This is a genomic window from Ignatzschineria rhizosphaerae (assembly GCF_022655595.1).
Classification (GTDB): Bacteria; Pseudomonadota; Gammaproteobacteria; order Cardiobacteriales; family Wohlfahrtiimonadaceae; genus Ignatzschineria; species Ignatzschineria rhizosphaerae.
Genome location: NZ_CP093379.1, coordinates 2,348,241 through 2,369,303, shown reverse-complemented (window position 1 = coordinate 2,369,303; position 21,063 = coordinate 2,348,241). Strand labels below are relative to the sequence as shown.

The 21,063-nt window shown below is 38.6% G+C and carries 16 protein-coding genes and 3 pseudogenes; 9 read left to right on the top strand and 10 right to left on the bottom strand.

Annotated features, from left to right (window positions below):
* Position 1 precedes the first annotated feature (1 nt).
* The 3 genes and pseudogenes from MMG00_RS10595 to MMG00_RS10585 all read left to right on the top strand — a co-directional run.
* Positions 2–1,441, top strand: coding sequence for a pyocin knob domain-containing protein (locus tag MMG00_RS10595; protein ID WP_242148120.1), 1,440 nt, complete (start codon positions 2–4; stop codon positions 1,439–1,441).
* Positions 1,438–1,905, top strand: a complete 468-nt coding sequence (locus tag MMG00_RS10590; RefSeq protein WP_242148118.1) for a hypothetical protein — start codon at positions 1,438–1,440, stop codon at positions 1,903–1,905. Before MMG00_RS10595 ends, MMG00_RS10590 begins: the two co-directional genes overlap by 4 nt.
* Before the next feature lie 121 nt (positions 1,906–2,026).
* A pseudogene (locus tag MMG00_RS10585) lies at positions 2,027–2,314 on the top strand (integrase core domain-containing protein); the annotation flags it as partial.
* A gap of 69 nt (positions 2,315–2,383) precedes the next feature.
* Here the strand turns inward: MMG00_RS10585 and scpC are convergent.
* Positions 2,384–3,898 (bottom strand): succinyl-CoA:acetate CoA-transferase ScpC, encoded by a 1,515-nt coding sequence (gene scpC / locus MMG00_RS10580; RefSeq protein WP_242148116.1) that lies wholly within the window; start codon positions 3,896–3,898, stop codon positions 2,384–2,386.
* A gap of 450 nt (positions 3,899–4,348) precedes the next feature.
* On the opposite strand from scpC, the gene rlmKL reads away from it, so the two are divergent.
* Both rlmKL and MMG00_RS10570 read left to right on the top strand, forming a co-directional pair.
* A complete protein-coding gene (rlmKL, locus tag MMG00_RS10575) occupies positions 4,349–6,541 on the top strand; it encodes a bifunctional 23S rRNA (guanine(2069)-N(7))-methyltransferase RlmK/23S rRNA (guanine(2445)-N(2))-methyltransferase RlmL (RefSeq protein WP_242148114.1) in 2,193 nt (730 codons plus the stop codon).
* Between the two features lie 111 nt (positions 6,542–6,652).
* A complete protein-coding gene (locus MMG00_RS10570; protein ID WP_242148112.1) occupies positions 6,653–6,988 on the top strand; it encodes an H-NS histone family protein in 336 nt (111 codons plus the stop codon).
* Positions 6,989–7,057: 69 nt separating this feature from the next.
* Here MMG00_RS10570 and MMG00_RS10565 read toward each other — a convergent pair whose 3' ends face one another.
* The 3 genes from MMG00_RS10565 to ubiA are packed head-to-tail and all read right to left on the bottom strand — an operon-like array spanning position 7,058 to position 9,340.
* The gene (locus tag MMG00_RS10565) at positions 7,058–7,840 is read right to left on the bottom strand and encodes a 4'-phosphopantetheinyl transferase family protein (protein WP_242148110.1); all 783 of its coding nucleotides are present in this window, start codon (positions 7,838–7,840) and stop codon (positions 7,058–7,060) included.
* Complete coding sequence (locus tag MMG00_RS10560) at positions 7,837–8,424, bottom strand: cob(I)yrinic acid a,c-diamide adenosyltransferase (RefSeq protein WP_242148108.1); 588 nt, start codon at positions 8,422–8,424, stop codon at positions 7,837–7,839. Before MMG00_RS10560 ends, MMG00_RS10565 begins: the two co-directional genes overlap by 4 nt.
* 43 nt (positions 8,425–8,467) lie before the next feature.
* Positions 8,468–9,340 (bottom strand): 4-hydroxybenzoate octaprenyltransferase, encoded by an 873-nt coding sequence (gene ubiA, locus MMG00_RS10555; RefSeq protein ID WP_242148107.1) that lies wholly within the window; start codon positions 9,338–9,340, stop codon positions 8,468–8,470.
* 264 nt (positions 9,341–9,604) lie between these two features.
* On the opposite strand from ubiA, the gene MMG00_RS10550 reads away from it, so the two are divergent.
* Positions 9,605–10,585: a peptidoglycan-binding domain-containing protein gene (locus tag MMG00_RS10550; RefSeq protein WP_242148105.1), complete on the top strand. Its 981-nt coding sequence runs from the start codon at positions 9,605–9,607 to the stop codon at positions 10,583–10,585.
* Between the two features lie 541 nt (positions 10,586–11,126).
* Positions 11,127–12,905, top strand: coding sequence for a C4-dicarboxylic acid transporter DauA (dauA, locus tag MMG00_RS10545; protein ID WP_242148103.1), 1,779 nt, complete (start codon positions 11,127–11,129; stop codon positions 12,903–12,905).
* A gap of 104 nt (positions 12,906–13,009) precedes the next feature.
* Here the strand turns inward: dauA and MMG00_RS10540 are convergent, their stop codons facing one another.
* Complete coding sequence (locus MMG00_RS10540) at positions 13,010–13,474, bottom strand: MerR family transcriptional regulator (RefSeq protein ID WP_242148101.1); 465 nt, start codon at positions 13,472–13,474, stop codon at positions 13,010–13,012.
* Positions 13,475–13,640: 166 nt separating this feature from the next.
* On the opposite strand from MMG00_RS10540, the gene MMG00_RS10535 reads away from it, so the two are divergent.
* Positions 13,641–15,974 (top strand): heavy metal translocating P-type ATPase, encoded by a 2,334-nt coding sequence (locus MMG00_RS10535; RefSeq protein WP_242148099.1) that lies wholly within the window; start codon positions 13,641–13,643, stop codon positions 15,972–15,974.
* A 198-nt stretch (positions 15,975–16,172) separates the two neighbouring features.
* On the opposite strand, the gene MMG00_RS10530 is transcribed toward MMG00_RS10535, so the two are convergent.
* The 4 genes and pseudogenes from MMG00_RS10530 to MMG00_RS10515 form a co-directional block, all read right to left on the bottom strand.
* Positions 16,173–16,436, bottom strand: coding sequence for a FeoC-like transcriptional regulator (locus MMG00_RS10530; protein WP_242148097.1), 264 nt, complete (start codon positions 16,434–16,436; stop codon positions 16,173–16,175).
* 1 nt (position 16,437) lies between these two features.
* On the bottom strand, positions 16,438–17,709 hold the full coding sequence (feoB, locus tag MMG00_RS10525; protein ID WP_242153455.1) for a ferrous iron transport protein B: 1,272 nt from the start codon (positions 17,707–17,709) through the stop codon (positions 16,438–16,440).
* Between the two features lie 91 nt (positions 17,710–17,800).
* Positions 17,801–18,701: pseudogene (locus tag MMG00_RS10520) on the bottom strand (FeoB small GTPase domain-containing protein).
* 4 nt (positions 18,702–18,705) lie between these two features.
* Positions 18,706–18,945, bottom strand: coding sequence for a FeoA family protein (locus MMG00_RS10515; RefSeq protein ID WP_242148095.1), 240 nt, complete (start codon positions 18,943–18,945; stop codon positions 18,706–18,708).
* Positions 18,946–19,017: 72 nt separating this feature from the next.
* Here MMG00_RS10515 and MMG00_RS10510 point away from each other — a divergent pair, with 72 nt between their 5' ends.
* On the top strand, positions 19,018–19,788 hold the full coding sequence (locus MMG00_RS10510; protein WP_242148093.1) for an integrase core domain-containing protein: 771 nt from the start codon (positions 19,018–19,020) through the stop codon (positions 19,786–19,788).
* 381 nt (positions 19,789–20,169) lie between these two features.
* Here the strand turns inward: MMG00_RS10510 and MMG00_RS10505 are convergent.
* Positions 20,170–20,508 (bottom strand): annotated as a pseudogene (locus MMG00_RS10505) (IS630 transposase-related protein).
* Between the last annotated feature and the right edge of the window lie 555 nt (positions 20,509–21,063).

Below are 21,063 nucleotides of genomic sequence, written 5' to 3'. Positions count from 1 at the left end.
GATGGCTTATCATGTAGATAACGATACGGGGGTTCGAGTTAAACCCCAAAAAGCGAATATATTCAGTAAAGCTGTTCTCTGGTTTACTGACAAAATTGGAACAGATCCAACCATTCCACAGGCTGACTGGTTTAATATGATCCAAGGCGAAGTTTTAGGTATGGCTGAGGCTTTAGGTATCACGCCCGATAAGCTTTCTGACAATCAGATCGGTGTTGCGCTGAAGAAAGCTCTCGATAAGATTGGGACTGATATAACTAACCTCCCCAAAGTACTTGATAGCTTAGGCGACTCAAAGAAAGATGCAGCATCACAGCGCATAGTAAACGTCGTTAACAAACTCGCAAAAGATGCAATGACTGCTGCGAATAATGCCAATGACAAAGCAAATCAGGCTAAACAGGAAGCTTATGAAGCGAAGCAATTAGCTGATAGTAAGATGCTTCCGTTCAATCGCTATTTGCGTGATGAACACATCAATAACGCAAATGCCGAAGGCCGTTTTTCAGTAGCATCAAGAAGCTATATAACGGTCGCAAATGGATATCCTGCAGGTCTTGCTGAGAGTGTTGTGGTTGATGTTTTCCGTTACGGTACAGCAACATTAATTCAGATGATCATATCACCTAGCGAAGTTTACATCCGCTATTACAACTTAAATAACCCGAGTGATGTGACCTGGAATAAAGTCGGCAGTAAAGATTTTTTATCTAAAGGTGATTATGGTATTGGAGGCAGTGGAATGCACATCGGTATCGATGGGGTTGCTGATGATTTAGATAAAGTTACAATCGGTGGGCTTTATCGTGTTGCCGCTAATGTATTAAATAGACCCCCAGGTGCTGCGAGTGGTGACTCTCTCATTGTACTAGGTTGGGGCGGCGGGTATCACTCTCAGATGTTTTTTTGTAATGCGGCACAAAAAACATATATTCGTTATTCTCGAAATAAAGTCTATTCAGATTGGATACTTCAATACGATACTAGTAGTGCAACCTCTTCAGCAAAGGGCTTTCTAAGATCTTCTGGCTCATTAGAAGCGGTCACTACTAACGAGCTTGCAACTGTTATGAGCAAGTCAAAGACGCAAGCTGTTACTCCCTTTTTACTTGATGCCGAGCTTACAAAGCGAGCGCAACAAGACACGAGGAAACGTGTTGATGTAACGAAAGATCGTGTTAAAGATGTTGAGTATACAAACACAACAGATATGCCGATTGAGATTGATATTAACGTTGAGCTTACGGGTATTAACTTTGAATCACGTTTCACTTTTTATGTAAATGGTAAACCTGAGAAGCTTAATTATTTAATGTCAGGATCTCCGATGAACTACTCCACTACGCAAAAATACACTAAGACAGTCCTTCCTGGTGAAAAATACAAATATGAGACAACGGGAGGGGCTAAGATCTTAGTTTACGAGGAATTTAGAAAATGATTACAAGATACTTTATTGAAAAAGATACCAACCAAGTCAAAGCATTTGATCTTGCTAAGAATGCAAGAGAGCTATCAAGCAAAGAGATTGAGTCTCTAAAGAACCCGCCGAGCCAATTCCATCAATTCACGTATAACGATGGATGGGTACTCACAGAAGAGAAAGCGCTTGAGAAAGAACAATTCGAGAAAGACGAACGTAAGTTTGAAGTCTCTGAGCGCATCAAAGCAGTGAATGAAGAGCTGATGATGCTCAAGATGAACCCTATCCCTGACGATACCGATTTAGCAAGAATTGATGAGTTAACAGCTGAACAGCTTGCACTCTATCAAGAGCAGAAAGAGCTCAATCGAGATCCGAATGATATCGCTGAAGAAGTTTTAGTAGATGAAGGTTTTGATGAGATTCAGGAAGACAATCTTGAAGATGAGATCGGTGCTGAAGCTGAAGAATCAAAAGAGTAAAATAAAACACTGTTGAGATATAATTTCAACAGTGTTGTTCTATTTGCAACAGAATATTTACCCACTTATCATGAATTAGCATAGCGAGTTTTCGCGCGCCGCATCAGTAAGAACAGGTGTTTTACGCCATCATTCAGATAGAGGAATACAATATTGTTCTGATCAACATCAGAAGATCCATGAGAAACATGCAGTATTATGTTCAATGACAAAAGGTGGTAACTGTTATCAAAATGCTTTAGCGGAGAGAGTTAATGGAATTTTAAAGAATGAGTATTTATTTATAAAGCCCCATAATCTTGAAATGGCAAAAAAAATGGTTCATCAAGCCATAGAAATTTATAATAAGCAAAGACCCCATTTATCACTTAATTACAAAACACCCGATGAAGTTCATCGGGTGTTATAACCTGTCAACGTATTTTAGGACGAGACAATACTTCACTATTGGCAAGTTACTTGCCAATAGAAACGATGCTTAGTCTAAAAGCATTGTGCCCTTGTTCGCAAGGTTGATATGCCATGAGAAAGCTTCATCTAATAAGTGTGGTGTGTTACCGCCACGTTTTGCTTTTGCATCTTCTAGATATTTACGCGCTTGCGCTTTATATTTAGGGTGCATACAGTTTTCGATGATTTTTTCAGCTGCATCAACAGGGCAAAGACCACGGATATCGGCATAGCCTTGCTCTGTAACGATCACATCAACTTCATGGTTAGTATGGTCAACGTGTGTTACGAAAGGAACGATTGCAGAGATGTTGCCATCTTTAGCGGTTGATTGTGTTACGAAGATAGTGATACGCGCGTTACGGGCAAAGTCAGCTGAGCCACCAATACCATTCATTACGTGGGTTCCGCTAACGTGTGTAGAGTTTACGTTTCCATAGATATCTACTTCAAGTGCGGTGTTAAACGCGATAACGCCAAGACGACGTACAACTTCTGGGTGGTTGGTGATCTCTTGCGGACGGAAAAGAATTTTATCTTTATATTTTGCAAGGTCAGATGCTAATTGATCCACACGTTTTTTTGATAGTGAGAATGCTGTTGCAACAGCAAAATCAACAACACCGGCATCAATAAGATCAAAGATACCATCTTGGAGTACTTCTGATGATACCGTGAGGTTTTTAAAACGATCTGATTTCGCCATTCCACTTAATACAGCATTAGCAACAGATCCAACTCCTGATTGAAGTGGCGCTAGGTTTGGGCCTAAGCGACCTGAATCAACTTCATTACCAAGGAAACTAAGTAAGTTATCTGCAATTGCTTGCGTCTCGTCGTTTGGTTCAAAAAGTGGTGAAGGAATGTCTGGGCGGTCAGATAAAACAACGCCACGAACTTTTGCCGGATCAACTTTAATACCGATTGTTCCAATACGCTTGCTTAAATCATCATAAACAGGAATCGCTTCACGATTATCACCTTGATCTTTTGGCATGTAGATATCGTGGATACCTTCATAGCTTTCAGGCGTGCTGGTATTAAGCTCAATAATAACGTGATCTGCTTTTTCAACAAAGATTGGTGAGTTACCAACAGACCCTGTAGGAATGACTAATCCATCTTCGGTAATTGCCGCTGCTTCAATGATGGCATAATCAACTTTACCAAGGTTACCTTGGCGAAGCGTTTCTGCTGTGTGAGAAAGGTGTTGGTCAATATACTTAATTTCACCTGCGTTAATTTTCTTACGCATTACAGGGTTGCCTTGGTAAGGAACACGAAGGTTAATGATATCTGCTTCAGCCATTGCTTGGTCAGCATCAGGACCTAATGATGCACCTGTAAAGAGATTTACTTTAAACTTCTCTGTTTTCCCACGCTCTGCAAGCGCTCTTGGGAATACTTTAGGCTCTCCGAAAAGGGTAAATCCACTCATACCGAGTGTCATGCCATCTTCAATCCAAGATGCTGCCTCTTCTGCTGAGACGACCTTGTCAAGAAATGCCTTATGACGAATTTTTTTGCTTAAATCTGCGCTCATAATATCTATCCTTTTTATTGTTAATTATCTATTTTTTTATAAAAATGACTTGTCATAAGTATAAGATACCTCTATTTTAAAGGGTTATTTTTATATCTAGACGACGAAATTTGATTCCCTCTAATATAGGCAGATAATTATCAATACTTCAAGTAATAAAGTCATTTTTGAATAGCGATTTTAGCTGATAGAAAGTGAAAAATAATATTTGATATATTTATGTAAAATGCGAATGATTAGAAATTTACAATTTTTATTTAATTGATTTTATTATATATATTCTCTTACCGAAGGCTTTCGATTGTTAATATATGTTGCTTGCTATTTTTTATAGTATACTTGCGAGCTTATTAAGAAAATCAACACTTATAGTTTTGTGGAATGACACAAGAAATCGTTTGGAATTACGAATAGAAAAAATGTAATTACAAAATTCTTTAGAGAGATTTTATGTCGAAATTTTATGTTACCTGTGCCCAAGGTCTCGCACCCTATGTTAAAAATGAGCTAAATGCGATTGGGATCGATGCCAAAGAAGAGGGGACAGGTGTCACTTTTAGTGGGGAATTCAAAGATGCCTATAATGCTTGTCTTTGGGTCCGCTGTGGTTCGCGCGTACTTTTAGAGTTAAAAGAGGGGAAATATACCTCGCTAGATCAACTCTATAACGAGCTATCGCTCTTTTCTTGGTCCGCTCATTTACGTGAAACGGATACGTTTTCAACGAAAGTGACAGCACGCCGCGCGGGCAATATTCACACACACTTTGCAGCCCTTCGTGTGAAAGACGCTATTGTTGATTATTTCAATGAATTAATGGGTACTCGTCCTAATGTGGATGTGGATGATCCTGATGTTCGCTTTTATGTTCATATTTTTGAAAATCGTTACACACTCTATTTAGATATGAGTGGAGAGCCACTTCATAAACGTGGGTTTAGAAGTGAGCAAGGTGCTGCACCTATTAAAGAGAATTTAGCAGCAGCCCTTCTATATCGTTCTAATTGGCCAGAAAAAGCCGCTAACCATGAGCATTTTATTGATCCTCTTTGCGGCGCCGGCACCATTTTAATTGAAGCGGCATTAATGGCGCGTGATATTGCGCCGGGGCTTTATCGTAATGATTTTGGCTTTATGCGCTGGAGACTCTTTAAAAAAGCTGAGTGGGATGAGTGTTATCTTGAAGCTAAAAGAAGAGCTGCTGAAGGCGAAGCCCAATACCAAGGGCAATTAGTTGGGATTGAGCGAAGCTCGATGATGATCGGGATTACAAAATCTAATGCCGATAGAGCGCGAGTGTTAAAGAATATGGTCTTTAAACACATGAGCTTTCAAGAATATATCTGTGATGAATCGATGACGCAGGGGCTCATTGTAACCAACCCACCTTATGGTGAGCGTTTAGGTGAGAAGTCACAGCTTGTTAACACTTATATGGATTTAGGGGATTTCCTACGTCAGTATGAAGGTTTTGAAGCAGGCGTTATCACTTCTGACTCAGATTTTGGTCGAGTAATGGGAATTCGTGCTCGTAAGATCAATAAGTTTTGGAATGGTGCATTAGGTTGTATTTATCTGCAATTTAATATTACAAAAGAATCTTTTGTTGATCGTGAGAAAGCGAATGAAAACGAACAGCGAATGGCACTTGATGAGCTGTTAACAGATGGTGGTGAAGCATTTATGAACCGTCTTGTTAAAAACTATAAACATCTAGCGCGCTGGGCAAGCCGTCAAAATATTGAGGCATATCGTGTTTATGATGCAGATATTCCTGAATTTAATGTGGCGATTGATCTTTATAAAGGTCAAGTGGTGATTTATGAATATGAAGCACCTTCTTCTATTAGTAAGCAAGTTGCCGAAGCACGGTTTGAGAAAGTTCTCCAAATTGTGCCACATGTATTTGAAGGTATTTTAGCTTCTAATATCCATGTTAAACAACGAGCAAGACAAAGAGGTCGTGCGCAGTATGAACGCCATTCAGATCAAGATGGCGTCATGTTTGAAGTTCATGAAGGGGCAGCAAAGCTTCTCGTGAATTTGACTGATTATCTCGATACAGGGCTTTTTTTAGATCATCGAGATGTCCGTTTTCGTATTGGACGTGATGCCAAACGTAAGCGTTTTTTAAATCTATTTTGTTACACAGGTAGTGCTTCTGTTCATGCGGCAAATGGCGGCGCTAGTGAAACATTATCAGTAGATTTATCACGAACCTATTTAAGCTGGGCAGATCAAAATCTCGCCCTAAATGGTCATTTCAAAGGTCATGAACTTGTTCAGGCTGATGTTCTTGAGTGGTTAAAGGGTCGCGTTGATAAAATGCGTAATAAACCACTCTTGGCAAGGGATGAGGATAAGTTTGAACTTATCTTTATGGATCCTCCAACATTTTCTAATTCAAAGAAAATGGAAGGGGTTTTAGATATTCAGCGAGATCATTCACAATTAATCATAGATGCTATGCGGCTTTTAATGAGAGATGGTGAATTGTTGTTCTCAACGAATCTCAGGGGCTTTAAAATGGATCAGGAGTTAGTGGAACTATTTGATATTAAAGATATATCTAGTTTGACGCTTCCTGAGGATTTCAAAAGAAACCCAAAAATAAGACAATGTTTTTCAATAAAATACAAATAAGATATTTATAATTATTATTATAATGTATATAATATAAGTGCTAGGGAGTAGTCATTAATTAATTAGTGGCTATTAATTTAAAAATCATTTATTGAATGGAGACAAAAAGTGATGAAAGAGTTAAATTTAAATGGATTAACAATCGATAAGATGGAAAATCTTATTACGGAATTAAGTCAAGAGATCGAAAGCCGTCGCGCGGCTGAAGCAGAACAAGTTCGTAAAGAAATTGAGAAGCTTCTTGATCATTCAGGTCTTTCTTTCCACGATGTGTTTAAAGATAAGGTTGGTCGTAAGGGTCGTAAGGTACCAATGAAATATGGTAATCCTGATAATCCAGAGCAACTTTGGAGTGGTCGTGGGAAAATGCCTTTATGGATGAAGGAGAAAGTTGAAGCAGGTGCTAAGAAGGATGATTTCTTATTAGCGGATGAATCTGCTAAGTAATTTTCTATAAAAGTTTTACAATAATTTTTGATACGATATCTCTATCACCTTTGCAGGGAGTAATCACAGTTAGTTTGGTGGTTTTTTATCTTCAAGTAGTTGATAAGCCCATGATATTGATAAGGGTTTAAAAAGTGCTTGATGATTATGAGTAATAGAGAGTTCTAAGGTGTTGAAAGTTGTTAGTAGATCTTTAGGCAGGTAGAGGGCCAGCGAGCTAAGGGGATCATCTATATCACAGGTTTGTAATGTTGTGAGTAGTAGAGTACCATTAGTTAGATCACCGTTTATCGATGATTGCTGAGGGTTTAAATTTAGGGAGTTTAAACCTTGTAGTCCTCGCCCGTCTGCCTTTAAGTAGGCTTCTTTAGCAGACCACAGAAGAAAAAAACGAACCATTTCTTGGTTGTGTAGGCTTAGTTGTGGCTCTGATTGTTTAATGGTAGAGATATGATCTTCTCTATTTAAAATCCAACAAATCTCATTATTTGAAAATGTTCTTTGAAGTAGCCCAAGAGGGTTCTTGCGAGCGATTATGGATTCGATATCAATTCCAAGAGTATTGGTTTCATCTGAGATTATCAGCCCAACAAAGTATTTAGAATGAGTAAGGTTAAACGAGAGAGAATGATCTTTAAATTCAGGTTTTTGATGTTGGCTATAGCTGATTTCAGGAATTTCAGAGATCTGAAAATATGTTTTTAAAGTATGTAGTAAGAGTGCGCGACTAAGCAGATAGCTTTCGCGTTTTTTATTGCCAAAATTAGGGTTATCAAACTCAAAGTAATGAGTTTTAGCCCATTTCCGGCTTGCATCATTAATAGTTAATAGTATGCAGTAAGTTTGCGTCATTTTTTATGATGATTCCAAAGTAACTCTGGCGTATCTGTTATTTTTGCAAGAATTCTTGCCGTAATAAAGAAATAATCAGAGAGACGATTTAAATATTTAAGAGAATATTCATTGACAGGATCATGACTATTAAGCGCCCAGAGCGCACGTTCTACTTTTCTGCTAATGGCTCGAATATAGTGAGTTTTAGCAACAAGTGGCGAGCCGCTAGGAAGGATAAACTCTTTAAGGGGCGATAACAATTCATTGTAGACAATAAGCTGTTCTTCAAGGGCGATAACGGCTTTTTCAGTTACTAAGGCATTATTCGGCATTGAGAGCTCACCGCCAAGGTTGAAGAGCTCATGTTGAATCTCTGACCATTCTAAAATTAGCGCAGATAAGGTACTTCCATTTTGAGAGGGAGTGTTTGCTAATGTTATTTGAAGCTCTGCAATCCCAATACCTATTAAGGAATTGAGCTCGTCAATTAACCCAATTGTTTCAATTCGTGGATGATATTTTTCAAGACGAATATTGCCGGCAATACCGGTTGTACCGCTATCTCCTGTTTTAGTGACAATTTTTGATAAACGATTTCCCATAGAACCTCCGAATATAGAAGCTTCAAATAATTTTTTGTGCCATTTAAGGTAAGTAGTTTAAAACCAACCCTAAAAAGAGCACAAAGCCCACCCAGTTATTATGTAAAAAGGCCTTAAAACAACGCATTCTATCGTGATCTTTGATTAGTATAATTTGGTAATAAAACAGATTGATGACAATGAGTAGAGAGAATAAGAAATAAGGGGCTAAATTTTCAATAAGAGTAATAATGAGTAATAGTGTGATCATCAGTACTTGAAGCCCAATAATAATATAATAATCTTTTTCCCCTAGCCAGGATTCAAAAAGAAGGGCAGAAGATTTGATATTAATAGACTTATCATCTTCTCGGTCACTCATTGCATATTCTGTATCATAAATCAGTGTCCAGCAGATATTGGCAAAAAAGAGAAGATAGGCACTAGTAGGAAGAGAGCCTTGAATCTCCATAAATGCCATCGGAATTCCAAAAGTAAAAGCCACGCCAAGATGCGCTTGTGGTAATGAGTGGATACGCTTCATAAAAGGATATGAGAGGGCGATTAAGAGCGCAGGAATACTGAGTAATATGGTTTTGTAAGAGAGAAAAAGCGCTAAAATGCCGGCAATCACAACGAGCAGGATAAGTAAAGAAACGGCCTCTTTTGTTGTAACTTTACCAGAAGTTAAGGGGCGATCTTTTGTACGCTCTACAAACTTATCGATATCTCGATCGGCAATGTCATTAATGACGCAGCCAGCTGAGCGCATAATAAATACCCCTAACATAAAAATAATTAATATTTTTGCGCTTGGCATTCCTTCGCTTGCGATCCAGATTCCCCACAGTGTTGGCCACATCAAGAGATAGCTACCAATGGGTTTCTCAACACGCATTAATTGTAGGTAGTAGGGGATATTTTGAATTTTTAACATGCGGATACTCTCTAAAATGATGAAAATAGTAAGGAATCTAAGGTTGAGCCTTTCCTATTTTAGAAATAGTAATAATCATTAAGGAACTAGTTTACTAAAGATTCTTTGTTTCGTGGTTAAACTTCTTATAATGTCCATTATTAATCTCCTTCTTAAATCGCTATAAAGTATGGGAATATCGTAGTTTGATGCAGAATATGTTAGAGTATTTTGTAATGATTTTGCTGTTTTGTTGTTGAAAACGATTTTTGTAGGAATACCTTCATGCGTGATACTTCTAATGCCTCTTCTGTTTCTTTTGAGCCTTTTACTTTAAGTAGTGCACTGCTTGCTCGTTTGGTAGAAAGTCGCCATTATCAGCTGACGGGATCAATAGTGATCTTTGGTATTCGCGCGGGGAAATTATTAGAAGGGAATTATGGTCAATGGCTAACAAGTGCAAAGATCGTTGAAAATAGCCTTGATGGGGAGCATTTTCGTTGCTTAGTTGGCTTATGGAATTTAACAACGCATAAGATTGCATTGTTTCCGGCATCGACAATTCCGCATCAATTTTGGCAGGAAAAACAGATTGACGCACCAGAAAAGAGAATTGCAAACTTCTTAGGAACGGGGGCTTATCGTTATATTGTCGGGGCTCATGAGCCTGATAACCGTCCTTTTGAAGAGGGAGCCTTTCGCTTAAGCCGATTACAGCCTGTTTTTGCATGGCGTTTTTACCAACAAGATCCACAATATCTACTTAGAAATGGCAAACCAACCTTATCTGTTGTGAATGATCATATCCATAGTGCACAATCTACAACAAAGCCATCCGGAATTAGCTTTTCTTCGGCAGGATGTCAGGTCATTCAAGGGGATCATACGCCGCCTAATTTGCCAACCGGGTATTATCAAATCTTTAGAATTTTATCTGGGCAATCGGCGATGCCATCTCCTTTAGAAGTTGGGCAAGAGTATCGTTATCTTTTAACCCATGTCAGCGATTTAGCGGATATTGCGGCAGGAGATCAGGAGATCTATCTACAGCAAGGGTCAACAGGATATTTGGTACGTTTATTGCAAGAAGCATTAATGAAGAAGCATCATGATCTTAACGAAGACTTCATTGATAAGGGCTATTTCAATGGTTATACGGCAATGGCGCTTTATGAATTTCAACAACGAGAAGGGCTTATTGCGACCGGTATTGCAACTTATCGTGATTTGAAAAAACTAGGTATTGAGTCATTAATTGAATATTGATGGCATTATCTGTTGGGCTATTATTAATAATCTAGTTTATTAAAAAATGCTTTATCGGAAGGATTATACGGAGATATTTTAGGGTCGATTTTAAAATTAATATATTTCTTCTTATGATTTTTAAAAGATCCGTTTAGCGTACTATAAATGGCGCTTAAGAGATGTTTTTTATTGATTTTTACCGCAGTAATTTGAAATATATATAGGTATTTAATCTAGGATGAGTATCTCTTTTTAACTTCTTTTACGGGTAATCTCAGAGAGTTCTCCGAATGATCTTTTTTTATCAAATTTTAAAAGATAAAACGCCATTTTCTCTTGAATGAATAGTAAATCAGTGTAATAGTCTATTTATCAAGCATAACAATCATGTAATAGAAAAAAGAGTATAGTAGAAAAAGGCTCACGATTATGTCTCCAATTTTATTGATAGTAATTTTTGTGATGATATTCCTAAAGACGTGAGCTAGAAAAGTCATCAAGAGAAGCTTTTGCATAAGAGCTTGTCATTACCGATACATATACAATAGTTGAGGTGCGGATGAAAAATTGGAAATGGGTGTGGAATATCCCCTTTATTCAAATGTTGCAAGGATACAATCTCTCTAAATTGCAGCAAGATTGGATGGGGGGATTAACGGTCGGGATGATTGCAGTGCCATTATCAATGGCACTTGCGATTAATACCGGTGTTGCTCCACAATATGGATTATATACCTCAATTGTTGCAGGATTCTTTATCGCAATGTGCGGCGGTGCTCGGTTTAATATCTCAGGGCCTACAGCTGCTTTTATTGTGATATTACAGCCTATCACTAGCCAATATGGATTAACGGGATTAATTCTCGCCACAAGTATGGCGGGTGTTATTTTACTCCTAATGGGTATCTTAAGAATCGGGAAGATGATCCATTATGTCCCTTATCCTGTCACAGCAGGATTTAGTACAGGGATTGCGATTGTGATTGCCATGACGCAGATTCCGGATCTTTTAGGAATTAATGACCTGATACAAACAGATGGTTTTATTGAGCGGATTTCTGCCATTTTCCAGATGGTTCCTCAGCTTTCTTGGGGGGATTTAGGATTAGCACTTTTTACGTTATTGGGATTAGTCTTTTTACCAAAAGTCTTTAGTAAAATGCCTCCTCATCTTATTGTCTTAGGGCTAAGCGCACTAGTTGGTGTGTTATTAGCTAATGCGGGATTAGAGTTTAGAACAATCCAATCCGTTTTTAGTTATGAATATAAAGGGGAGATTCTTCAAGGAATTCCTAATTTTTTACCAGAATTTAAATTACCCTGGATAGATGAAAATGGTGAGAGTATCTTAACCTTTCAGCTCTTTAGGGATTTACTTCCTAGTGCCTTTGTCATTGCGATATTAGGGGCAATTGAATCGCTACTTTGCTCTGTGGTGGCAGATGGAATGAAAAATACAAGACATAATCCTAACGCTGAATTAGTAGGGCAAGGCGTTGGGAATATTATTGCCCCTTGTTTTGGTGGCTTTGCCGCTACAGCTGCATTAGCAAGGACGGCTGCCAATATTCGTGCAGGGGGAAATACGCCTATTGCCGGCATGATTCATGCGATATTTGTATTATTAACATTACTCTTTTTTGCTAAGTATTTAGGGTATCTCCCCATGGCAAGTTTAGGTGCGATGCTCTTAATGGTTGCTTGGAGTATGGCAGATGTCTCTTATTTTAAAGAGACTGTGAAGATGGCACCAAGAGAGGATCTTGCCGTTCTCTTTTTATGTCTAATTTTAACGGTTGTATTTGACATGGTTGTGGCAGTTGCCGTGGGAATGGTGTTATCGAGCTTTCTTTTTATGGCACGAATGTCAGCCTTTACCGAAACAGAGTTTCTCATGGAAGATACCTCAGAAGAGGAACCCGTAGCGCAAGGTATTGAAGATGAATTGACGGATGAGTTAAAAGAAAATGTTCCCTTAATTTTGCATTATGAGATTCGCGGGCCTTTCTTTTTTGGACCTGCTCGTAAAACGATTGAATCGCTCGATCGATTGCCCTATTTAGACCAGAAGATTGAGGTAATGATCATTCACCTTGATAAGGTACCGATGATTGATTTAACTGGATTAATCGCTTTTAAAACGATGCTTGATCGTTTAGAGAAGAAAGAGATTCAAATTGTGTTATCAGGGCTTAATAATGAAACTAAAGAGGTTTTAGGAAAAGCTGGATTATCGCCGAAAAAACGAGAAGGATTATATTGGGCGAAAGATCAAAGTGATGCGCAGGAGATCGCTCAATCTATCTGCTCTATTTGTCAAAGTTCTGTCACACCCTGAACCAGGGGGTCATGAAGGTATCGGTGTATATCGCAAAATTGGTTTAAGGGAATCCTTCTTATAATGCCGGCAGTTGATGAAACGTCGGCATTTTTTATGGAGGATTAAGAGAGATGAGTATGTTTTTTCTCTTCAGGCTCTAATTGGTGAATTTCATCAATAATAGAGCAGTTGTCCGCATGATGATTTTGCCCGCAACGAGCTTGGATGTTGCTAAGCTCTTTTTTTAGCGTTGTTAATTCTTGAATGCGCTTATCAATGTGGTAAAGGTGATCTTGAATGATCTCATTAATGGGAATACAGCTAGTATCTTCAGCTTCTGTTGCGCTAATAATTTGCCGAATTTCCTCTAAACTCATATCAAATGCTCGGCAATTACGAATTAAAAGTAAGCGTTTAAGGTGGCGGTCTTTATAGATTCGATAATTATTTTCCGCACGTTCAGGCGCTTCCATTAAGGCTTCTTTTTCATAATAACGAATGGTTTCTACGGGTACTTTACTAATAGATGCGAGCTCACCAATCTTATAAATGCTGTTATTTACAGCTTTTTGAGTATGGTTGACCATGATTTTATCTCCGAACGATTTAAAAGCTTGACCCTGTAGCTACTATAGGGTGTTTAATGAGCATAACATAAATCTAATTGAGAGTATTTATCATTTTCAAAGAAATAACGAAAAATAGTAAAGAAATTAAGAATCCATAATGGGCATTGAAAGAAGGAGAGAATGGATGACTTTCGATCTCGATAAAGATAAAAAAAATCATGATTTAAATAATCATGGAACCGATCAATGCTGCTCATCAGCGACAAGTTGTGATGGGCATGAAGATAGTGATAAGGTTCTTCACGATCACGATCACGATCACGATCACGGCGGACACTCACATGAAGGTGATAGTTGTTGTGCTACGCCGCAAGAGAATCATGATGCGGAAAATAGCGAAATTCCTAAGGGTTACAGACAAGATATTCTTTATGTAAAAGAGATGGATTGCCCGATGGAATCGGTATTAATTGAAAAGGCCTTAGTGAATGAGCCTTCAATCCACGCACTATACTTTAATTATTTAAAGCGTGAAGCGTATGTGATTCACAAAGGGGAAATTACACCGATTGTTGAGAAGATTAAAAAGCTCAATATGACACCATTTCTTGTGACAAATGGTGAAGAGGTTGTGATTGAGCAGTCCTTTTATGAGAAATATGAAACGCCAAGACTTATCTTAGCGGGAATTTCTGCTGCCATTTCTGAGGTATTTGAGTTCGCCGGTTGGGGAATGGGATGGAGTGCGTTATTTGCCTTTATTACGATTGCGTTAGTGGGGATAACGACTTACAAGAAAGGTTGGATTGCGATCAAAAACCGGACCCTTAATATCAATGCGCTGATGAGCGTTGCGGTGACTGGGGCGCTATTATTAGGGGTATTCCCAGAAGCGGCAATGGTGATTTTCCTCTTCACTTTAGCAGAGATCATTGAGGCGAAATCTTTAACTAAAGCGCAAAATGCTGTGGAAAAACTATTAAAGCTTGCTCCTGATTTTGCAACGGTTGTGGCAGATAATGGTCTTATAGAAAAGGCTGTTGATGAGGTTGCTCTTGGGGAGATTATTCGTGTTATTCCAGGGGGGCGCTTGCCGTTAGATGGCGTGATTATTAGAGGATCTTCAAGCTTTGATGAATCAGCGATTACTGGTGAAAGCATGCCTGTGGATAAGTCTGTGGAAGAGACTGTGTATGCTGGGAGTATAAATCAACAAGGGGAAGTGGATTATCGGGCAACTTCGACCTCTAAAAACTCCACATTAGCAAAAATTGTTCGTACCATTGAAGAGGCGCAGGTGAAAAAAGCGCCTGTACAACGCTTTATTGATCAGTTTGCAGCGATTTATACGCCTATTGTTTTTGTGGTGGCGATTTTGATCGCAGTGATATCACCAATGTTTGATCTGACGTGGTCTGAGTCTATCTATAAAGCGCTTGTTGTTCTTATTATTGCTTGTCCGTGTGCTTTAGTAATCTCAACGCCTGTTGCGGTAGTAAGTGCCTTAACGCAGCTTGCGCGTCATGGTATTTTAGTAAAAGGGGGCGAGTTTATTGAAAAAGGAGCGCATTTAACGCATATCTCATTTGATAAAACCGGGACTTTAACAATCGGCAAACCCGTTTTAAGCGAAGTACTCTATTTCTCAGAAGAGGGCGAGAAACTTGAGATAGCTGACGAATTATTGGAGCGTTTAGCGCTAAGCCTTGCTTCACGTTCAGATCACCCGATCTCAAAAGCGATTGTCGCTGGGAGTGATGTTACCTTTATCAATGTCGATGATTTTGCTGCGGTAGCTGGGCATGGGACGAAAGGGTGGGTAGATGCTGAGCTTCTTCTGCTAGGTAACCGCAAAATGATGCAGACTAACAATATTGATTTGAGTTTAGTTGAGGTTGAGCTTGAATGTATTGAAAAGATGGGCGCAAGTTTAACGATCTTTGGTTATCAAGGGAAGGTGCGGGCGATCTTTACAGTGGCAGACCCCATTAAAAAGAATGCAAAAGCTTCCCTCAATGAGTTAAAAGTGCAAGGTATTCAACCAATCCTTCTCTCTGGCGATCATGTGGGAGCAGTAAATCATGTGGCGAAAGAGATCGGAATTGAAGAAGCTCATGGTGCACTTTTACCGGAAGATAAACTCACGATTCTCGCTAGTCATCAAGTGGGGAAACAGGCGATTGGAATGATTGGAGATGGTATTAACGATGCGCCGGCGCTAGCCCAAGCGGATGTTGGTTTTGCGATGGGCGCGATTGGTAGTGATGTCTCTATTGAAACTGCAAATGTCGCCATCATGGATGATGACTTAGCAAAGCTCCCATTTTTTGTGGATGTTTCACGTAAAACAGTGAGATTGATTAAACAAAATATTATTGCGGCATTAGGAATTAAAGCCATCTTCTTTATTGCGATACTTTTTGGTTATGAGAGTATGTGGGCAGCTGTATTTGCCGATGTTGGCGCAAGCTTACTCGTTATTATGAACAGCCTTCGTATTTTAAAAGAGAAGATCTAAGCATCATTACTAGTAAGATCTATTCGGTATTCAGTAATAGAATAAAACCCTGAGCTCGTTCGATTGATTCAGGATTTTTTATTGTCTATATTGATGAGAGCAAAGGATGAAAGAAGTCTCTTTAAGTGCCTACGATTTGGGTTTCTGACAATGAATCTATTATGAAGAGTCAGATAGAATCAGTGAGTTTATAACTGATTAATTGCAAACTCGATAGAGAATAACAGGCTTTTGTGATGCCTTTTCTTCTAGTTTTAATGCACAAGAAGTAGCGCAATTTCCACAAATGGAAGTGCCAATGCTGTCGCATTGTTGGATAATTTTGTCGATGATCTTTTTTTGTAGCCAATGATCTGCCATCTTTTTAATGGCAGATTCTGGAATTTGAAAGTGTGAAGCAAGTTCTATTAAGGTTATTTCCTGCTGTTTGAGAATATAATCTCGAATGTTAAGAAGTATCATCTTAATGACTGCACTTATTAGGAGATTTTTTCACATGACTAGAGGCAATGATTGTTTGGCTTTCGGCGAAGATTTCTACTTTTCCCATCCATCTTAATAGCATAAATAGAGCCAATAGCGCGATCGCTAAACTCACGAGCCAGATAGTAGCGCTAGAAGAACCGCTTAGGAGTAAATGGAATTGATAATAACCCGTTGCTAAAATCCAGCCGATAATAAAGGTCCAAGTGGCAACTAAAATTGTCCATTTTAATCCAGCTTCTCGATAAACAGCCCCTAGTGCCGCAACACATGGCGTATAGAGTAAAATGAAGATAAGATAGGCAATAACGGCTGCTTCTGAGGTGAAGTAAGCTTGAATTTTGGTAACGGTTTCATCATCTACTTCATGGGCTTCTTGAATGGCACTTAAATCTCCATCGGCAACTTGTTCATTTATGTCTAAAGGATCTAGTAAAAGAGAAGGAATTTCGGCTAAATTTTCAGGAATGGTGACAAAGGCTTCTTTTACCGTTTCCCAAAAATCAAAATCCTCATCACTTCTACCTTCTGAGTAGAGGGAATTCATGGTGCCAATCACGGCTTCTTTGGCAAAAATGCTGGTAAAAATCCCCACTGTTGCCGGCCAGTTTTGCTCAGTAATTCCCATAGGCTCAAATGCCGGCGTAATTGTTTTACCGATAGATGAGAGCATTGATTTTTCTGTATCCGCATTGCCAAAGGAGCCATCATTCCCCCAACTATAGAGGATTCCTAGTACGGTAACAACGATGATAATCGCTTTTCCAGCTCGTACGATAAAACTTTTTAAACGCTCCCAAGTAGCGAGAGTAATTACTTTAATAGTCGGCAAATGATATGCCGGCAATTCCATGATAAAGGGTGTATTGGGACCTTTTAAAATGGAGAATTTTAAGGCAAATCCGGTTAAGATTGCAACAACAATACCTAAAAGATAAAGGCAATAGACGATAAATCCAACGCTATTGGGGAAAAAGATTGCCGCAAATAGCGCATAAACAGGTAATCTTGCGCCACAAGACATGAAGGGAATCATCATGATCGACATTAAACGATCTCTGTGATTTTCTAAGGTGCGCGTTCCCATAATGGTGGGAATATTACAGCCAAAACCAACTAGCATCGGAACAAAGGCTTTTCCCGGCAAGCCAATCGCGCGCATTCCTCGATCGACCACCATAGTCGCGCGCGCCATATAGCCAGAATCTTCTAAGAGCGAAAGAAAGAAAAACATTATTGCTAAAACAGGGATAAAGGAGGCTACGATTTTAATCCCTTCACCGATTCTGTTTGCGAGGAAGGCGATGAGCTATTCGGGGTATGAATACTTGCTAAAAGCTACGCTAAACCATCGACAAAAATGGTAGCAAAGAGGATCTCAAAAAATCAATAAATGCCGAACCAATATTGATGGAGATAGCAAACATGAGGAGTATCACGAGTAAAAAAAGGGGAATGCCGGTAATTCTACCCAGTGCCCATTTATCAATTTTGTGGGTCAGTTGAGAGCTTGCTAAAGCAATGTCGAACTCACCTTCCGAGAATGCGCTGATTTTATTACGCATGGTTTGTAGGGAAGCTTTGTCAGCTGCCGAAAAATCAGTGATCTGAAGAGCGTTAGCATCATTTTTAATAGTCTCTAAAAGCTCCCATTGAGTCATCTGATTGAAGGGACTATGATTGGCTAAAGCCCTTAGTTCATGATCAATAATACCGGTAATCGTAGGGTTTAAGGTATTGTAGGGGAGGTGATTGAGGTAAAGGTTTGAATCGTATGCAGAGATCACCTTTTTAAGCTCTAAAATTCCCTCTTTGCGACTAGCGCTAACAGCAACGACCGGGCAATGGAGCTTTTCTTGCAAAAGTGCTGTATAGATTTCATAACCCTCCATTTTTGCCACATCCATCATATTAAGAACAATGATCATGGGGCGTTTAAGATCTAATAATTGGAAGGTGAGATAGAGGCTTCGTTGCAGATTTGAGGCATCAATGACATTAATGATAATGACGTACAATTAGTTCATCTTGAGAGGTATTGCTAAAACTATTTTCAAAGGAATATGTTCCAGGAAGATCTACAACATTAATCTCTTGATTTTCAATTGTGAATTTTCCCGTTTTCTTATCAACAGTGACGCCAGGCCAGTTTGCAACCTTTTGATTGCTACCTGTTAGTGCGTTAAAAAGTGTTGTTTTACCACAGTTGGGATTCCCCAGTAGAGCGATAGTTTTTGTTGTCATGGGATTAATCCTCAAGGGCTACTTGAATACCGGAAGCCTCGGCTTTGCGTAAGCAGAGCTGAAAACCACGAATAGTAATTTGAATAGGGTCACCAAGTGGGGCTTTACGAACAATGGTGACTTTGCATCCTGGCGTAATTCCCATGGCTAATAACTTATTACGATAGCTTAAGTTTGAGGTATTAAGCTTGGTGATAAGGGCGGTATCATTGAGGGAGAGTTGATCTAAAGTTAAGGTTCCCATAGGATATTCTCATAGAAGATATAATGAACTATTTCTGAAAATATAGAGCGGATGATGTAGGATTTTATCGCGTTGTTTACAGTATTAGGAGAAAATACTGTTATGAATATCCATCGAAAAACAAAATTAACGCCGTTTCATCGAGAAGAGATTTGGCGATTACATCATCAAGAAAAATTTACCGTAACCTATCTAGCTGAGCGTTTTATGGTAAGCAGACCTACGATCTATAAAGTACTAAAACAAGGTAGATTGAACTTGTTTGTGCCATTAGCTAGTAAAAATGAACGTTATAGAACAATTAAGTATGGCATTAAACGTCTTGCAAAGATTGAAAAATCTATTGAAGAGAAACTTAAAAAGAGGGCTAAACGTTATAACAAAAACTATCCTGGCGAGATGGTCCATGTGGATACTAAACGGCTCCCTCTTTTAAAAGGGGATCTTAAAAATCGCACTAGAGAGTATTTATTTGTAGGAATTGATGATTTTTCAAGAGAACTTTATGCCGGTATTTATCCTGATAAATCACAGTTTAGTGCTGCTGAATTTCTTCGATGGGATCTGTTAGAACAGTATCCCTATACTGTAGAAAGCACCTATTCGGATAATGGGCGTGAGTATAAAGGTACATCAGAACATGCCTTTGTCGAAATGTGTCTAACACATAAGATTAATCAAAAGTTTACAAAGCCAGCTTGCCCTCAAACGAATGGAAAAGCAGAAAGAGTCATTCGAACACTCATGGAAATGTGGCATAATCAGGAGGAGTTTATCAGTTCAGATGATCGGAAAAAGAAGCTAAAACGATTTTTGAACTATTACAACACAGTAACCTCATAAGGGTATTAATGGTTTAACGCCTTATGAAGTTTTAGAAAATTATTTTAACACTGAAGTGTAAACAACCCGCCGATTTCTAACAAATAATGCTATTTTGAGGTAGCTCTGGTACTAAGTGATTTGTAAAACAATATTCAAACAGCACACTATCCATAGTGCCCTCATATTGAAATGGGGAAATTAATATTTTTCGATGAATTAAACCTGCTACTAAACTTGTCCTACGAAATCGTTTGCCGCTTACAAAACCTTTGATTATATCGCCTTTTAAAGCTCCCCCATGCGTGCGATAAAGGCATTGATCAAAGCCCGTTTCATCTAAATAAACGATTTTTTCTTGAGGAAGATTGGTGATAATTTCTAAAAATGCTTTAACTTTTTTTAATCCTGTTCCCGATAAATTGTACTTTTCTTTTTATGCTTAAAGCCAAGTTTAGTAAGCGCTTCATGAACAGAAGATGTCGCACATTGAAAAACTTCAGTAATTTCAGAAAGATAAGCATCAGGATGTTCCAAAATATAGGCTTTGAGTTGAATCGGATCAATCTTTTTAAAGTTACATCAGCGAACAGGATCCTCTAAAGATCCCTCAGCCATTTTTTTCCGCCATTTCTTAATACTCGAAGTTGAGATATTAAACAAACGAGCCGTTTCAGTAATACTTTTACCCTCATCAAGAGTATTTAAGATGCATTTTCTAAATGAAATTTCGTAAGCCATAATTTCCTAGATTATTTGGGTTTTCTTGAACCGATTTTACTATATTAGTGAAGAGTTTAATGATTGGACTTGCTGCTTTGATCTTGCCGTTGCTGTCGACAGCGGTGTTCTTGTTATGCTGAAAACTCAACCAATTAGTATTGTCATATACCACACTAACTCCTGCTACATAGATTTTAACTTCGGGACATACAACGCTAACAGCAATACGGGCAGTATATGCATTATTAGCGCATCCCATACTGGGAACATTCCTAAAGTTCCTCCGACTCCTAAGGTTGCATCATTAGAAGCATAAAATGAAGATTCAAACGGCACCGATTGAGTCAAAAGACCTCTAAAAGTTTGAACCTCAAACCGTACACTTACGGTTAAGCGCACAGTTAATAACTAGAGATATCTCCGGCTAATTATTTTTAGGGAAGATTATAATTTTACGACACTATAAAACGATGACTTAATTATTAATATATAATAAAACCTCATAAGTTAACACTTATGAGGTTTTAGATAATTACTTTAACACCCAAGCATAAAATAATTTAAATTTATAAT

Bases quoted from the DNA above. Each gene is read 5' to 3' on its own strand.
- MMG00_RS10550 (WP_242148105.1), top strand. From the start codon at position 9,605: ATGCGTGATACTTCTAATGCCTCTTCTGTTTCTTTTGAGCCTTTTACT.
- MMG00_RS10530 (WP_242148097.1), bottom strand. From the start codon at position 16,436: ATGATACTTCTTAACATTCGAGATTATATTCTCAAACAGCAGGAAATA.
- ubiA (WP_242148107.1), bottom strand. From the start codon at position 9,340: ATGTTAAAAATTCAAAATATCCCCTACTACCTACAATTAATGCGTGTT.
- MMG00_RS10560 (WP_242148108.1), bottom strand. From the start codon at position 8,424: ATGGGAAATCGTTTATCAAAAATTGTCACTAAAACAGGAGATAGCGGT.
- MMG00_RS10590 (WP_242148118.1), top strand. From the start codon at position 1,438: ATGATTACAAGATACTTTATTGAAAAAGATACCAACCAAGTCAAAGCA.
- MMG00_RS10535 (WP_242148099.1), top strand. From the start codon at position 13,641: ATGACTTTCGATCTCGATAAAGATAAAAAAAATCATGATTTAAATAAT.
- dauA (WP_242148103.1), top strand. From the start codon at position 11,127: ATGAAAAATTGGAAATGGGTGTGGAATATCCCCTTTATTCAAATGTTG.
- MMG00_RS10570 (WP_242148112.1), top strand. From the start codon at position 6,653: ATGAAAGAGTTAAATTTAAATGGATTAACAATCGATAAGATGGAAAAT.
- MMG00_RS10595 (WP_242148120.1), top strand. From the start codon at position 2: ATGGCTTATCATGTAGATAACGATACGGGGGTTCGAGTTAAACCCCAA.
- rlmKL (WP_242148114.1), top strand. From the start codon at position 4,349: ATGTCGAAATTTTATGTTACCTGTGCCCAAGGTCTCGCACCCTATGTT.
- scpC (WP_242148116.1), bottom strand. From the start codon at position 3,898: ATGAGCGCAGATTTAAGCAAAAAAATTCGTCATAAGGCATTTCTTGAC.
- MMG00_RS10540 (WP_242148101.1), bottom strand. From the start codon at position 13,474: ATGGTCAACCATACTCAAAAAGCTGTAAATAACAGCATTTATAAGATT.
- MMG00_RS10565 (WP_242148110.1), bottom strand. From the start codon at position 7,840: ATGACGCAAACTTACTGCATACTATTAACTATTAATGATGCAAGCCGG.
- MMG00_RS10515 (WP_242148095.1), bottom strand. From the start codon at position 18,945: ATGGGAACCTTAACTTTAGATCAACTCTCCCTCAATGATACCGCCCTT.